Here is a 16,393-nt window from a genome sequence, read left to right as displayed (position 1 = left end):
ACGCGGTAAGCCTGTCCCCATGTCCACCATAACCTATGACAGCTATCTCGCGCTCGACCAGTTGCTGGCCGCGCAGCAGCCGATTTCCGACCATCACGACGAACCCCTGTTCATCGTCATGCACCAGACCAAGGAATTGTGGATGCGCCAGACGATCCACGAACTGGGTCTGGCAATCGAGCTGATCCGCGCCGACCGGCTGGTCGAAAGCTACAAGACGCTGGCGCGTGTCAGCCGGATCCAGGCGGTGATGACGCTGTCGTGGGACGTGCTCCAGACGATGACCGCGACCGACTATCTGCGCTTCCGCCGCGTCCTCGGCACCTCGTCGGGCTTCCAGTCGGATCAGTTCCGCACCGTCGAGGTGATGCTGGGCTTTCGCGACGGCCCGCGCCACGGCCCCGCCACCCGTGCAGCCGCCGAACGCCCCAGCCTGTGGGACGAAGCCAATGCCGCCGCGCACCGCGCCGGCTTGCCAATCCCCGCCGATGCGCTCGCCCGCGACTGGCCAGCGCCCTATGCCCCCGACGGCCGCGTCGAGGATGCGTGGCGCGAAGTGTATCGCGAAGAAGCCAAATGGTGGCCGCTGTATCAGCTCGCCGAAAAACTGGTCGATCTCGACGAAGCCTTTGCGGTCTGGCGGCACAAGCATGTCATGACGGTATCGCGGATCATCGGCCATAAACAGGGCACCGGCGGCACCGGCGTTTCCTATCTCGAGGCGACCTTACCCAAGCGCGCCTTCCCCGAACTCTGGTCGCTGAGGACCGCTTTGTGACGAGCTACAAGCACCTGTTCCAGCGCGCGACCGCCGCCGCACCCGATCGGCTGCATATGGCGGCACATAGCCATCATCTGTGGCCCGATGCGAGTTGGCTTGGCCAGCAAGCGGCATGGGAAGACGCCGCGCGCCTCGCCGATCGCAAATGGCGGCGGGTGATGGAGGAAATCTGGCCTGCGGCGCAGGAGCATGTCGCGCACGAGTTGGACCTGCCCGATCCCTCGACCGTCTGCTTTTCGAGCAACACGCATGATTTCCTGCTGCGTATCGCCTCGGCGATCGAGCGCCGCCCGATCCGCATCCTCACCACCGATGGCGAGTTCCACAGCTTCACCCGCCAGGCGCTGCGCTGGGTCGAAGCTGGAGAAGTTGTGGTCGAGCGGGTGCCGGTGGGCGACGGTTTCGAAGCCCGGCTGCTCGATCGCGCGGCGAGCGGCGAGCACGACCTGATCGTCGTCAGCCAGGTGATGTTCGGCACGGGCCGAATCGTCGGCGGGTTCGATGCGCTGGCGCAGGTCGCGCGACCCGAACGACCGTGGCTGTTGATCGACGGCTATCACGGCTTCATGGCGGTTGAGACCGATCTGTCGGCGATTGCCGATCGCGCCTTCTACACCAGCGGTGGCTATAAATACGCGATGGCGGGGGAGGGGGTCGGCTTTCTCCATGCCCCCGCCGGCTTTGCGCCGCGCCCGGTGGCGACCGGCTGGTACGGCGCGTTCGACGATCTCGCGCTGCCGCCCGAACAGGTCGGTTATGCCCCCGATGCACGCCGGTTTCTCGGCGCTACCTTCGATCCATCGGGACTGTACCGCTTCGTCGCGGTCCGCGACATGCTGGCGCGCGAGGGCATTTCGACCGGAGTCGTCAGCGCCCACGTCGCGGCACTGCGCGATCGGCTGATCGGTGGCCTTGGCCGCTCGCCGCTTGGGCATGCCGAACTGGTCAACCCGCCGGGCAAGGGAGCGCAGGCCCGCTTCATCGCCTTGCGCAGCCCGCATGCCAGTGACTGGCAGGCGGCGCTGTCGGCGCGCGACGTTATCACCGATGTGCGGGGCGATGTGCTGCGGATCGGGCTTGGCCTGTATCACGACGAACGCGACATTGATTGCTTTTGCGCGATCGCATCGGAGCTTTAACCGCCGATAGCCGTTGGCGGGCGGAGCAACAGGATTTCATATGCCCGACCCGCAAGACGAACGCTGGATGCGCGAAGCGATTGCGCTGGCGCTGACCAAGGGCAGCGACCCATCGGACACGCCGATCGCCGCGATCATCGTGCGCGACGGCAAGGTGCTGGCCGCGCGCTGCAACGAAACCGTCGAAACCTGCGACGCCACCGCGCATGCCGAAATCGTCGCGATGCGCGCGGCGGGGGCGGCGATCGGCGACATGGAGCTTCGCGGCGCGACGCTCTATTCGACGCTTCAGCCCTGCGGCATGTGTACGATGGCCTCGATCTGGTCGAAGCTGGGGCGCGTCGTCTTCGGTGCCGGGCGCGAGGACGTACATCCGATGTATTTCGAGGATCGCCAGATCGACACGATCGATTTCATCCGCGACGCCTGGCGCGACGATCTGTCGATCGAGGGCGGGGTGCTCGCCGCGCAATGTGCCAAGCTTTACTTCGGTCCCGATGATGACGTGCCGGTCGACGAGCAGGGCAACATCTGATTCAGCCGCCGTTGTGCAGGTGCGGTCGGCGCTCTAGGGTCGCGGCATAACAAGCCGACCCCAGGGAGTTACCGTCCATGCTGCGCAGCGCCGCGTCCATTATCGCCCTCGCCATTTCGCTCGGGGCCGCCGCTGCCCAGACTGTCCCGACGACCGCAAAGCCCGATGCCAAGCCGAAATGGGACGTCAACGCCCCCACCGGCGCGACCATCCGCCAGGTGCCGATCGCGACCGACGAGGGTAGCTGGATGGACCTCGACATCAGCCCCGATGGCGGCACGATCGCCTTTGCTTTGCTCGGCGATCTCTACACCATGCCGATCGGCGGCGGCACGCCGACGCGGATCGCCGAGGGGCTGGCATGGGAGGTGCAACCGCGCTTTTCGCCCGATGGCAGCCGCATCGCCTTCACCTCGGATCGCGGCGGCGGCGACAATATCTGGGTGATGAACCGCGACGGCAGCGACAAGCGCCAGGTGACCAAGGAAGATTTCCGCCTGCTCAACCAGCCGAGCTGGTCGCCCGATGGCCGCTTCATCGCCGCCAAGAAGCATTTCACCACCGGGCGTTCGCTCGGCACCGGCGAAATATGGCTCTATCACGTCTCGGGTGGCACCGGGGTGAAGCTGGTTAAGCGCCCCGATGAGCGCCACCAGAAGGAATTGGGCGAGCCGATCTTCGCGCCCGACGGCAAGGGCATCTATTTCACCCGCAACGTCACGCCGGGTCCGATCTTCGAATATGCCCAGGATTCGAACACCAATTTGTTCAATATCGAGCGTTACGACCTCGAAACCGGCGAGACGACGACGATGGTCTCGGGCAATGGCGGATCGGTGCGCCCGACGCCGTCGCGCGACGGCAAGCGGATCGCCTTCGTCCGCCGCGAGGCAACCAAGTCCAAGCTATATGTCCGCGATCTCGCGTCGGGTGAGGAGCGCAAGATTTATGACGCGCTTGACCAGGACGTGCAGGAAACCTGGGCGGTCACCGGCCTGTATCCCAACATGGCGTGGATGCCCGGTGACCGCGAGATCGTCGTTTGGGCAGGCGGCAAGCTGCGCCGGGTGAATGTCGAAAGCGGCGCGGCGAGCGACATCCCCTTCCGCATCAACGACACGCGCGGCGTCGCCAATGCTCCGCATCCGACCGTCGAGGTCGCGCCCGATCGCTTCACCACCGCGATGCCGCGCTTCGCCAGCGTCTCGCCCGACGGGCGGCAAGTCGTGTTCGAAAGCCTGGGCAAGCTCTATGTCAAACCCGCAGCCGGCGGCACGCCGCGCCGGCTGACGCGCGGCGGCGAGGGGCGCGAGCTGTTCCCCACCTGGTCGCGCGACGGCCGCACCATCGCCTTTGTCGACTGGACCGATGCCGGCCTGGGGCAGATCGTCACCGTCGCCGCCAGCGGCGGTGCGGCCAAGGCAGTGACCACGCGCCCCGGCCATTATGCCCGCCCGGTATTCTCGCCTGACGGCAAGACGATTGCGTTCGAGGCGAAGCGCTCGGGCGGCGTCACCTCGCGCCGTTATGGCGACGATCCCGGCGTCTATCGTGTCGCTGCCAGCGGCGGCGCGCCGGTGCTGATCGCCAAGGGCATGGCGCAGCCGCAATTCGCCGCTGCCTCCGATCGGCTGTTCATGGTGGGCGAAGAGGAGCAGAAGCAGTTGCTGGTCAGCACCGACCTTAATGGCGGTGCCAAGCGCAAGCATTTCGTCGGCGAACTGGCGGTCAGCTATTCGGTCGCGCCCGACGGACAATATGCCGCTTTTATCCAGAATTATGAGGCGCATGTCCTGCCGCTGATGCCCGGCAACCAGGCGGTCGACATCGATACCGACAGCAAGATACTGCCCGTCACCCGCGTCAGCGCCAATGGCGCTAGCTATGTCAACTGGTCGCAGGACGGCCAGCGGCTGCACTGGTCGATGGGGCCGACGCTCTACACTGTCGATCGCGCCACGCTGTTCGCCAATGCCCCGCGCGCGGAGGATGCGCCCAAGTTCGTGCCCCCGACGCAAGGGCTCAGCCTGGCGATCGAGCAGGCCGCAGATAAGCCCGGCGGCACGGTCGCGCTCACCGGCGCGCGGATCGTGACGATGGCGTCGGCCGATGGCGGTATCGTCGATGATGGCGTCTTGGTGATCCGCGGCGACCGCATCGTCGCGATCGGCCCGCGTGCCTCTACCCCGGTACCGGCGGGCGCGAAGATGATCGACGTCGCGGGCAAGACGATCATCCCCGGCCTGGTCGATGCCCATGCGCACGGCCCGCAGGGCGATGACGAAGTCGTGCCGCAGCAAAACTGGTCGCTGCTGCAAAATCTGGCGCTCGGCACCACGACGATCCACGATCCGTCTAGCCAGGCGAGCGAGATTTTCGTCGCCAAGGAATTGCAGGCGGCAGGATTGCTCACCGGCCCGCGCATCTTTTCGACCGGCGAGATCATCTACGGCGCGCGCGCCGCCAGCGTGTATGCCAAGATCGACAGCTATGACGACGCATTGTCGCATGTCCGCCGGCTGAAGGCGCAGGGCGCGCGTTCGGTGAAGAACTACAATCAGCCGCGCCGCGATCAGCGCCAGATGGTGGTCGCCGCCGCCCGCGCCGAGAATATCCAGGTCGTGGCCGAGGGCGGATCGCTGTTCGGCATGGACATGAACCTGATCGCCGACGGCAATTCGACGCTCGAACACAATATCCCGCTCGACGTGTTCTACAAGGACGTCGTCCAGATGTTCGGCCAGTCGGACACCAATTACACGCCGACATTGGTCGTGTCCTATGGCGGCCTGGCGGGCGATCCCTATTGGCGGCAGGCAACCAACGTCTGGGAAAACCCGTTGCTGGTTCACACCCCCACCGACACCTTGCTCGCCGCCACCGCGCGCGTGACCAAGGCACCCGAGAGCAACTTCGTCGACGACGACAATGCCCGCGAGGCGAACAAGATCGCCAAGGCGGGCAAGCTGGTGTCGATCGGCGCGCATGGCCAACAGGCGGGAATCGGCTCGCATTGGGAGCTATGGTCGTTCGTGCGCGGCGGGATGACTCCGATCGAGGCGCTGGGTGCCGGCACCATCGTCGCCGCGCAATCGCTCGGCATGGCGCGCGACATCGGCTCACTCGAAGTCGGCAAGCTTGCCGATCTGGTGGTGCTCGACGCCGATCCGACTGCCGACATCCGCAATTCGGACAAGGTCAGCAGGGTGATGGTCGGCGGCCGGATGTTCGACGCCAAAACCATGAACGAAGTCGAAACCGGCAGCCGCCAGCGGCTGCCTTATTGGTGGCGATAGCGCAGCGGCGAATCGATCATGGTCACGGTGCCTCGGTCCTGAGCGTCTTCTTGGGTTTGTGAAGCGTGCGAGGTGCCTTTACCATAGAAACGCATGCGCAAGGCGCGGTTCGCCTGGGCAATCATAAGTTACTGCCTTCAATGGCAGAGTGAAAGGGATCGGATGCGAGGTTTTCATCGGCTGCTGGGCAGTGCCACGGGGTTTGCGCTGGCGGTTGCGATTGGTGGTACGGCTATCGGGCAGACGGTGCCGGCCCCGCCGCCCGAGGCGACCGCGCACCCCGAAATCTGGCCACAGGGTAATTGGCCGTACAAGGCCGATCCGGCAATCGAGCGGCGTATCGCCGATCTGATCGCGCGGATGACGGTCGAGGAAAAGGTGGGCCAGGTGGTGCAGGCCGATATTTCGGCAGTCACGCCCGACGATGCCCGGCGCTATCATCTGGGGTCGATCCTGAATGGTGGCAATTCCGCGCCGAATGGCGATGAATTCGCGCCTGCCGCCGAATGGCTCAAGCTTGCCGACGCCTTTCATGCTGCGTCGGTCGACCGCAGCAATGGCCGGCTGGGCATCCCGATCATCTGGGGCACCGATGCGGTGCATGGGCATTCGAACATCGTCGGTGCGACGCTGTTTCCGCATAATATTGGCCTGGGCGCGATGCATGATCCCGCGCTGATCAAGCGGATCGCGCAGGCTACTGCCAAGGAAATCCGCGCGACCGGGATCGAATGGACCTTCGCGCCGACGATTACCGTGCCGCAGGATCTGCGCTGGGGCCGCGCCTATGAGGGCTATTCGTCCGATCCCAAGCTGGTCGCCAGCTATGTCGGCCAGTTCATCGAAGGGTTGCAGGGCAAGCCATCGGCCACGCCGATCCTGCAAGGCCCATATGTGCTGGCATCGACCAAGCATTTCCTGGCCGATGGCGGCACCGAAGGTGGCCGCGACCAGGGCGATGCCCGGATCAGCGAAACCGAACTGCGCGATACGCACGGCATGCCCTATGTCGAGGCGATCAACGCCGGCGTGCAGACGGTGATGACCAGCTTTTCGAGCTGGAACGGCGAAAAGATCGCCGGGCACAAGGGGCTGGTCACCGACGTGCTCAAGCAGCGGATGGGCTTTGGCGGCTTCGTGGTCAGCGACTGGAACGCGCATGGCCAGATCCAGGGCTGCACCAATGCCAGCTGCCCCCGCGCGCTCAATGCCGGGCTGGACATGTACATGGCCCCCGATAGCTGGAAGCCGCTATGGGAAAGCCTGGTGCTCCAGGCAAAGTCGGGCGAAGTGCCGATGGCGCGGCTCGACGATGCCGTCGCGAACGTCTTGCGGGTGAAGATTCGCGCCGGGCTGCTCGACATGGGCAAGCCCTCCAGCCGCCCGCTATCGGGTCAGTTCGAGCTGCTGGGCAGTCCCGAGCATCGCGCAATCGCCCGTGAGGCGGTGCGCAAATCGCTTGTCCTGCTCAAGAACAACGGCAGTCTGCTGCCGCTTCGGCCGGGAGCGAACATCCTGGTCGCGGGAGACGGTGCCGATGATGTGGCGCGCCAATCGGGCGGCTGGACGCTGACCTGGCAGGGCACCGGGATTGATCCCAAGCATTTCCCCGGCGCGACGTCGATCTGGAAGGGGATTGACGGGGCGGTGAAGGCATCGGGCGGCACCGCGCGGCTTTCGCCCGACGGCAGCTTTGCGGGCAAGAAGCCCGACGTGGCGATCGTGGTGTTCGGCGAAACCCCATATGCCGAGTTCCAGGGCGATATTTCGACGCTGGAATTAAAGCCCGAGTTGCGCGGGCCGCTCGCGACGATGAAAAAGCTGAAGGCGCAAGGGGTGCCGGTCGTCGCGCTGATGCTGACCGGGCGCCCGCTGTTCGTAAATCCCGAACTCAACGCCGCCGATGCGTTCGTCGCTGCCTGGTTGCCGGGGTCCGAGGGGGCGGGCGTGGCCGATGTGTTGCTGCGGAACCGCAGCGGCGGCGTGGCGCATGATTCCACCGGGACGCTCAGCTTCGCCTGGCCGGCTACTGCCGATGCCAAGGGCAAGACGCTGTTCGAGCGCGGCTATGGCCTGACGGCGGCCAGCCGCACCACGCTGCCCCAGCTATCCGAAGACCCCGGCGTCAAGCCGCAGGCACAGGCCGGCATTTACATGGACAAGGGACTTCCGGCGGCGAGCTGGTCGCTGGTGGTGGGCGACCCTGCCGGCAGCACCACGCGCGTGACGACGCTGCCGATCGACGCCGCCAATGGCCGGGTGCGCGTGACCGCCACCGACTTTGGCGTGCAAGAAGGCGCGCGCCGCTTCGCGTTCGATGGCAAGGGACCAGCGTCGGTAGCGCTGACCGGGATGGCGGCGGTCGATACCACGCGCGAGACCAATGGCGACGTGTTGCTGGTCAGCACCATCCGGGTCGATCAGGCACCCACCGCGCCGGTGACGCTGGCGATGCGTTCCGGCCCGGCACAGGCGGCCATTTCGCTTGGGCGGCTTGAGCAGTTGAAGCCCGGCAACTGGACCAAGGTGGGTGTGCCCCTCAAATGTTTCCGCGCAGGCGGGGTCAATATGTCGGCGGTCGATACGCCGCTGGTGGTCGCCACCGATGGTGCCTTCACCTTCAGCCTGGCGCGCGTTGCGCTGGGCACCGATGCCGATGTGAAGCTGGATTGCGGGGGGTAGGCAGCCGCGTTGCGCTGCCCGCTGCTATCAGACAGGCGCGCGTCTCGCCGTTTTTCGACGATGCTCGAACCAGACGGAGAGATGCGATGCCATGCCGATCATGACCGCTGCCGTTCCCGGTCGTCCCGGCATCCCGCGCCTGTTGCTGTTCAGCTCGGGCGATTTCGCGTTCAACCTCTATTGGCAGAGCGTCACGCTCTATCTGCTGTTCTTCTACACCGACACGCTGGGGCTGCCCCCGGCGATAGCGGGGCTGGTCTATATGGCGGGGGCGATCTGGGACGGGGTGGCCGACCTGATCGTCGGCATCGCCGCCGAACGATCGCGCCGCAGCTATCGACGCTTCGTCGTGCTGGGGGCGGTGCCACTAGGGCTGACGTTTCCGTTGCTCTATCTGCTGCCGCCGTTCGATGGCGCGCCGCTGGTGGCGCTGTCGATCGGCGCGCAGCTTGCGTTCCGCACGCTCTATGCCGTCACCAACGTGCCCTATGCCGCGTGGAGCACGCGGGTGAGCGACGACAGCCGCGACCGGACGTTGATCGCCGGGTTCCGGCTGTTGTTCGGTGCGGCGGCGGCGGCGGTCGTCGCGCTGGGCACGCCGTGGCTGCTCGCGCGCACCGGGGCGGGGGGCTATGCGCTGGTCGCTGCCTTGTTCGCCGCGATCGCCACCCCGTTGCTGCTGATCGTCGGTATCGCAACCCGCCAGGCGACGCGGATCGCGCCTGCGATCAACCAGGCATCGGTGGCGCGCAACCTGGCTGCGCTCGCCCGCAACCGCGCCTTCGTGACGCTGGGTATCGCGATGACCGCCGCGGCGATCGCGGGTGCGATCCTCAACCAGTCGGTGCTCTATTATTTCCGCCACGTCGCTGGCGACCCGGCGGGCGGCCCCGCCACCTTTGCCGCGATGGCCGCCGCAGGGGTGCTGGCGGTACCAATCTGGACCGCGATCACCGTGCGGATCGGCGCGCGCGCCGCCTGGATCATCGCGGCGACGCTGGGGCTGGCGGCGCTGGCGATCTTCGCGGTCGCCGGGCCACAGGCGATCTGGCTGGCCAGGCCCTTCCTGATCGCGATGCAGATGGTGCTCACCGGGCTTGGCCTTGCCGGCTGGGCGATGCTGCCGAACACCGTCGATTATGGCGAGGCGCGCGGCGGGCTTCGAGTCGAGGCGACCGCGTTCGGCGTTTCGGCGCTGTTGCAAAAGCTCGCGCTTGCCGCCGCGGCGATGCTGCTCGGCGGAGTTTATACGCTGCTCGGCTATGACGGCAGCGTGGCCCCTGACGCGGCTGCGCGCGAGGGGATACGCTGGCTGATGATCGCCGCCCCCGCCGCCGGGCTGGTCCTGTCGATCGCGGCGATGCTCGCCAACCCGCTGCCGCGCGGGCGACATGCCGCGATTATCGAGGAACTGGCGGCGGGCCGCCCGGCTTAGGCCAGGGTAAACTCGCCGCTCACGCCTTCGGCCTCGGCGGAAGGGGCGATCCACAGGCGGAATTTGCCCGGTTCGACCGTGGGTTTCAGGTCCTGCCCGATGAAGGTCAGGTCGCCGCGTGCCAGCGTGAATTCGACCGTTTCGCTCGCGCCTGCCGCAACGCGCACCTTGCGGAACGCCTTCAGCTCGCGGACCGGCTGCGTGATGCTGGCGGTCACGTCCTGAACATAGAGCTGGACCACTTCATCGGCATCGCGCGCGCCGCTGTTGGTCACCACCGCGCGGACGGTCAGCTTGCCCCCAGCCGCCAGCACGCCGTCTCCCGTATCGAGCGCCGAATAGGCGATCCGGCCATAGGTAAGCCCATGCCCGAACGGGTAGAGCGCGCCGCCCGGCACGTCCATGTAGCGCGCCTTAAACGCGACGCGGTCACCCGGCGGGTTGGGGCGCCCGGTATTTTTGTGCGCGTAATAATAGGGCGCCTGGCCGCTGCTGTGCGGAAAACTCACCGGCAACCGTGCCGAGGGGGCGACCGCGCCGAACAGGATGTCGGCGGTAGCCGGACCCGATTCCGATCCCAGGAACCACGTCGCCAGGATCGCCGGCGCGTCCTTCACCGCGCCTTCGAGCGCCAGCGCGCGACCATGGCGCAGCAGCACCACCATCGGCTTGCCCGCCGCCGCGACGGCTTCGGCGAGCGCCATTTGCGGCGCGGGGATGGTGATGTCGGTGCGCGATTGTGCTTCGCCAGACATGTTCTGCGCTTCGCCCACCGCGAGCACGACGATGTCCGCCGCGCGCGCCGCCGCCACCGCAGCCTCGATCCCGCCGAGCAGCGGCTCGAGGATCCCCGAGCCATCGGTCGCGGTCACCATCGATGCGTCGGCCAGCGCGGCGCGAACGCCGGTGAGCAGATCGACCGCATCGGCATCGGTGCCATAGACGTTCCACGGCCCGATCAGCTCACGCTTGCCCTGCACGAACGGCCCGATCAGCGCGATCCGCTTGCCGCTGCGGGGCAGGGGGAGCAGATCGCCTTCGTTCTTGAGCAGCACGATCGATTTGGCTCCCGCCTCGCGCGCCACCTTGCGGTGCGCCGGCGTGCCGATGCGTGTGCGTTCACGCCGCACGTCGATCCGGCGGAAGGGATCGTCGAACAACCCCAGCATCACCTTCATCGCCAGCACGCGCCGCACCGCCTCGTCGAGCCGCGCCATCGGCACGTCGCCCTTGGCGACCAGGTCGGGCAAGTGGTTGATGTAAAAGCTCGACTGCATGCACATGTCGACGCCCGCGAGGAAGGCGAGCTTGGTCGCTTCGCGCTCGTCGGCGGCAAAGCCGTGCGCGATCAGCTCCATGTCGCCGGTATAGTCCGACACGACGACGCCATCGAAGCCCCATTCGGTCCGCAGCACATCGGTGAGCAGCCAGCGATTGGCGGTCGCGGGAATCCCCGACAATTCGTTGAACGCCGCCATCGTCGTGCCCGCACCCGCCGCGAACGCCGCCTGGAAGGGCGGGAAATAGATTTCGCGCAACGTGCGTTCGGATATGTCGACGGTGTTGTAGTCGAGTCCGCCCTCGGCCGCGCCATAGGCGGCGAAATGCTTGGCGCAGGCGACCATCGCATCGGTCGCCTTCAGCCCCTTGCGTCCCTGGAAGCCGCGCACCCGCGCCTCGGCCATGATCCGGCCGAGCAGCACGTCCTCGCCCGCGCCCTCGATCCCGCGACCCCAGCGCGCGTCACGCGCGACATCGACCATCGGCGCGAAATTCCAGTCGATCCCCGCCGCGGTCGCCTCGACCGCCGCGACCCGCGCGGTGCGCTCGGCAAGATCGGCGTCGAAGCTGCCCGCCTCGGCCAGCGGCATCGGGAACACCGTGCGAAAACCGTGGATGACGTCGGCGGCGAACACCAAAGGCAGCTTGAGCCGTGCCTCGCGCATCGCCACCAACTGCATCTGCCGCGCCATTTCGGCGCCATTGCCGTTGAACACGCCGCCGAGCCGCCCCTGGCGCACTTCGGCGAGCTGCCCCTCGAAATTGGTCTGCGCGCCCGCAGGGTTGAGCGCGGTCGCCGCGCTGCCCGCCCAGGCGGCGGCGTTGAGCGTGAGCTGTCCCGTTTTCTCGACGACGGTCATTTGCGACAGCAGCGACTCGACGCTGGCGGGAAGCGCCGCGCCGGCGGTTTGCGCCAGCATTGCGCGTGCGGGCGACGCTGCCCAGGCGGTGATCGCGCCCGCGCCCATCAGCATCGCGCGTCTCGAAATTACCGGCTTTTTCATCGATCTGGTTCCTCTCGCGTCGCCCGATCGCCTTAGCAGCCGGGGCGTCATGAATCATATTGATGGCCGTTGTAGTTTGATGTAACCGGTTACATCAAGGGCGAAGCGATGGCGAATGCGCCGACCAGCAGCGCCTGCACAGAAGATGACCCGGTAGAGGACCGTTCTGAAGCGATGGCGAATGCCACCATCCGTGATGTTGCGCGTGAAGCGGCGGTTTCGGTCGCCTCGGTTTCGCGTGTGCTGAACGGCCATGACAATGTCAGTCCCGAATTGCGCGAGCGGGTAGCGGCTGTTGCCGCCCGGCTGGGCTATGTGCCGCACGCCGGAGCCCGCAATCTAAGTTTGTCGCGCACCGGCGCGCTTGGCGTGGTGCTGCCCGATCTGCACGGTGAGTTCTTCTCCGAAATCCTGCGCGGCATGGATCGCGAAGCATCGGCGCGCGGGCTGCATTTGCTGCTCACCAACATGCACAGCGATCCAGCCTCGGGCATCGAGGCGCTGAAAGCGATGCGTGGCTGTGTCGATGGGCTGGTGGTGATGGCACCGCATGTCGATGCCGATCAGCTTTTCGCCCATCTGCCCCCCAGCGTCCCCGCCGTCCTGATCAACTGCGCCCCGCATCATCAGCAGCGCGCCGAACTGCACGTCGACAATGCCGGCGGCGCAGCGGCGATGGTCGCGCACCTGGTTGCGGTCGGGCGGCGGCATATCGTTCATATCGCGGGCCCGGACGGCAATATCGACGCGCGCGAGCGGCAGCGCGGCTATGCCGATGCGATGGCGCAGGCCGGCCTGACGCCCCGGATCGTCGCCGGCGACTTTCATGAGGAATCGGGTGCGCAGGCCGCGCGGGCACTGCTCGCCGATACTGCCCCCGTCGATGCGATCTTCGCCGCCAACGACATGATGGCGGTGGGCGCGCTGGTGGCGCTGCGCGACGCGGAGGTCGATGTGCCGGGGCGGATCGCGATCGCCGGCTTCGATGACATTCCGCTCGCCCGTTTCGTCACCCCGTCGCTCACCACGATGCGGATCGACATCGCCGCGCTCGGGATGCGCGCCGTCGCACGGCTGACCGAGATGATCGGCGGCGGCGAAGACATGCAGGTCGAACACACCATGCCGCAGTTGATCGTCCGCAACACGACCACGCTCCAGAATTTAGCCCAGAATTAAACGAAGCCCCCGGCGAACAGGGGGATCAGCAGGGAAGAACATCATGAAGACCATTTCAGCCTTCCGCTTATTGCTCGCCAGTGCGACCGCGCTCGGCGGCACCGTTGCGATGGTGGCCCCCGCCGCCGCGCAGACGACGACCGCCAGCATTCGCGGCACCGTCACCGACGCATCGGGCGCACCCGTTGCCGGCGCGACCGTCACCGCCGTCGCGACCGCCAACAACATCACCCGCACCGCCACCACCGCCGCGAATGGCGCCTATATTCTCAACGGCGTGCGAACCGGCGAGTATCGGGTGACGATCGCCGGTGCCGACGGGGCGACGTTCGAACGGCTGGTGACGGTTTCGATCGGCCAGTCGGCTACGCTCGACGCACAGCTAGGGGCCGCTGCCGGTGCCGAGGAACCGGCAGACATCAGCGTCGGCGACCAGTCGGCGCAGGAAGGCGACATCGTCGTCACCGGATCGGCGCTGGCTGAAACCCGCACCAGCGAAATCGCGACCAACGTGTCGCAGGAGCAGATCCGCAGGCTTCCGCAGACTGACCGCAACTTTCTGTCGTTCGCCGCGCTTGCCCCCGGCGTGCGGTACAACGACAGCGAAACCGACAAGGGATTCCAGTCGGGTGCATCGCCCGCCAGCCAGGTCAATGTGTTCATCGACGGCGTCAGCCTGAAGAACAAGCTGCGCGAGGGCGGTGTCGCCGACCAGCAGAACAGCCGCGGCAACCCGTTCGGCCAGCTTGCCGTGCAGGAGTTCCGCGTCATCACGCAGAACTATAAGGCCGAATATGAGCAGGCCGGTGCCGCCGTTATCACCGCGATCACCAAGTCGGGCGCCAACGAGTTTCATGGCGAAGCGTTCGGGCAATATACCGACAAGGCACTCTCGCAGAAAAACTATATCGACATCCGCGACGGCAACGCGGAACCTGCATTCGAGCGCAAGCAATATGGCATCTCGCTTGGTGGCCCGATCATCAAGGATCGGCTGTTCTTCTTTGCCGCCTACGAGGGCAACGATCAGGACCGGGCGTTCAACGTCAATCCAAGCGTCACGGCTGACCCCGGCGCGATCCGGGAGTTTGAACAGGCTTCGGGCCGTCGCCTATCGGAGTTCGAGGGCGCATTCGTCAGCCCGTTTCGCCAGGATTTCTATTTCGGCAAGATGACGCTGACTCCTGACGACCGGCAGGTATTCGACCTGTCGTTCAGCCGTCGCGAAGAAACCGATATTCAGGGCTTTGGTGGCAACGTCGCGTTCGAAGCGGCGGAAAACAAGATCAATGTCGTCGACACCTATGTCTTCAAATGGACGTACAACGGCAACAATTTCGTCAATGAATTCAATGCCAACTATCTGAACTATGTCTTCAATCCAACGTCGTTGAACCCCGATCTGCCATCGTTCGACTATGCCGGTGTGGTCGTGTTCGGCGGCAAGGATTCGACACGGCGCGAACTGCAGCAGGGCTATACGCTGCGCGATGATCTTACCTGGACCGGGTTTGCGCGGCACGCGATCAAGGCGGGTGTCCGGGTGGAGGTGACCGATATCGAGTTCACTAACAACGCCTTCATCCAGCCGCGCTACAGCTTCAATCGTGGCGACAATGCCGGCACTCCGCTCGACCCCACCGACGATCTGACCTTTGCATTTCCGGCCGAGGCACGGCTGGGTCTGGGCAATGGGCGTATCTATGGGTCGAACACCCAAGTCGGCCTGTATTTGCAGGATGACTGGGACGTCAGCGACCGGCTGCAGTTGAACCTTGGCGTGCGCTAGGACTATGAGACTAATGCCAAGAACAACAACTTCATAACGCCGGCCAATGCGGCGACAGCCCTCCGCTCGCTGCCGACGACCGACTATTTCAACCCCGAAGATTACATCAGCACGGGCGACAACCGCGAACCGTTCATGGGCGCGATCGCGCCGCGCGTAGGCTTTTCGTGGGATATTTTCGGTACCGAGAATACGGTGATTTTCGGCGGCGCGGGCCGCTATTATGACCGCAACAATTTCAACACGACGGTCGATGAACTGTCGCGGACGATCAACCCGGTAGGTGTTTTCCGCTTCTCGCCCGATGGAACGCCCCGGCGCGGGCTTCCCACGGTCGCCTTCGACGAATCCTATCTGACCCGCGATGGGCTGTTGCAGTTGCTTGCCAGCAACCCCGAGACTGGTCTGCCCGAATTGTTGGTGACCAAGAACAATACGAAGCCGCCGGTAAACGATCAGTTCTCGTTCGGCGTGCGCCAGCGGCTTGGGGTTTTCCAGGCGTCGGTTACCGGTTCGTACCAGCGCGGGCGCAATGGCTATACCTATCTGTTCGCCACGCGGAACAATGCCGGTCAGGGCGGCTGTTGCGACGGGGCCGCGCTGGGGACGCTACGCAGCCTTGGCTACTCAAATGCATTGATCGGTTTCGACGGGCTGGATACCCGCTACAAGGCGCTGTTCGTCACCCTCGACAAGAACTACACCGCTTCGTCAGGCTGGGGGCTGAACATCGCCTATACGTTGGGCAAGGCCGAACGGAATGGCGGTGATCTGTTCAGTCTCGATGAGATCACCCCCGACGATTATGGCTGGCGTCCGACCGTCGGCGATGAGCGGCACCGGCTGGTGCTGTCGGGCATTGTCGATCTTCCGCTTGGCTTCCAGTTCTCGACGCTGACGACGCTTGGTTCGGGACAGGCCTATAATGTCGTCGACGCCTCGGATGGCTTCGAGCCGGGCCAGCGTGAATTCACCGCTGCCTATCCCGACAAGAACTGCATCGCCGGCGTCTTTGCCTTTTGTGAGGTCAACCTGACGCTTGCCAATCGGCAAAAGCTGTTCGGCACCGGCAACGAAGTCGAGTTCGCGGTCGACGTCCTGAATGCGTTCAACAACAAGAACGGGGCTGGCTTTGATGAATTCATCAACCGGAGCGCCACGCCGGATCCTGATCTGTTGCAGCCGGCTACGCTGGAGAACGCCAGCCGGCTCCTCACCCTGCCGCGGCGTATCCAGTTCCGCGTCGGCTATCGCTTCTAACTCCTGACTGCC

General features: G+C 65.6%; 8 protein-coding genes and 1 pseudogene. 8 read left to right on the top strand and 1 reads right to left on the bottom strand.

From position 1 onward, the window contains the following. Positions 1 to 19 precede the first annotated feature (19 nt). The 6 genes from QU44_RS07750 (at position 20) to QU44_RS07725 (ending at position 9,868) form a co-directional block, all read left to right on the top strand. The gene (locus QU44_RS07750; RefSeq protein WP_033921343.1) at positions 20 to 778 is read left to right on the top strand and encodes a tryptophan 2,3-dioxygenase; all 759 of its coding nucleotides are present in this window, start codon (positions 20 to 22) and stop codon (positions 776 to 778) included. Continuing rightward, positions 775 to 1,920 carry an aminotransferase class V-fold PLP-dependent enzyme gene (locus QU44_RS07745; protein WP_156141016.1) on the top strand — a complete coding sequence of 382 codons (1,146 nt, stop codon included), beginning with the start codon at positions 775 to 777 and terminating at the stop codon, positions 1,918 to 1,920. Before QU44_RS07750 ends, QU44_RS07745 begins: the two co-directional genes overlap by 4 nt. 40 nt (positions 1,921 to 1,960) lie before the next feature. Beyond that, positions 1,961 to 2,455 carry a nucleoside deaminase gene (locus tag QU44_RS07740; protein ID WP_033921341.1) on the top strand — a complete coding sequence of 165 codons (495 nt, stop codon included), beginning with the start codon at positions 1,961 to 1,963 and terminating at the stop codon, positions 2,453 to 2,455. A gap of 77 nt (positions 2,456 to 2,532) precedes the next feature. Beyond that, positions 2,533 to 5,751: an amidohydrolase family protein gene (locus QU44_RS07735; protein WP_033921340.1), complete on the top strand. Its 3,219-nt coding sequence runs from the start codon at positions 2,533 to 2,535 to the stop codon at positions 5,749 to 5,751. A gap of 162 nt (positions 5,752 to 5,913) precedes the next feature. After that, positions 5,914 to 8,433, top strand: a complete 2,520-nt coding sequence (locus tag QU44_RS07730) for a glycoside hydrolase family 3 protein (protein ID WP_052134435.1) — start codon at positions 5,914 to 5,916, stop codon at positions 8,431 to 8,433. A gap of 91 nt (positions 8,434 to 8,524) precedes the next feature. After that, the gene (locus QU44_RS07725; RefSeq protein ID WP_231621658.1) at positions 8,525 to 9,868 is read left to right on the top strand and encodes an MFS transporter; all 1,344 of its coding nucleotides are present in this window, start codon (positions 8,525 to 8,527) and stop codon (positions 9,866 to 9,868) included. On the opposite strand, the gene QU44_RS07720 is transcribed toward QU44_RS07725, so the two are convergent. Continuing rightward, on the bottom strand, positions 9,865 to 12,153 hold the full coding sequence (locus QU44_RS07720; protein ID WP_033921339.1) for a glycoside hydrolase family 3 N-terminal domain-containing protein: 2,289 nt from the start codon (positions 12,151 to 12,153) through the stop codon (positions 9,865 to 9,867). The two genes, QU44_RS07725 and QU44_RS07720, sit on opposite strands and share 4 nt — an antisense overlap. A gap of 174 nt (positions 12,154 to 12,327) precedes the next feature. Here QU44_RS07720 and QU44_RS07715 point away from each other — a divergent pair, with 174 nt between their 5' ends. Together QU44_RS07715 and QU44_RS18955 are read left to right on the top strand one after the other, a co-directional pair. Then, positions 12,328 to 13,332, top strand: coding sequence for a LacI family DNA-binding transcriptional regulator (locus QU44_RS07715; RefSeq protein WP_033921379.1), 1,005 nt, complete (start codon positions 12,328 to 12,330; stop codon positions 13,330 to 13,332). A 43-nt stretch (positions 13,333 to 13,375) separates the two neighbouring features. Beyond that, positions 13,376 to 16,381 (top strand): annotated as a pseudogene (locus QU44_RS18955) (TonB-dependent receptor). The last annotated feature ends 12 nt before the right edge of the window (positions 16,382 to 16,393 follow it).

It is taken from the genome of Sphingomonas sp. 37zxx (assembly GCF_000786205.1).
Classification (GTDB): Bacteria; Pseudomonadota; Alphaproteobacteria; order Sphingomonadales; family Sphingomonadaceae; genus Sphingomonas.
The sequence above is the reverse complement of the archived record's forward strand: the minus strand, read 5'-3'. Positions and strand labels throughout refer to the sequence as shown.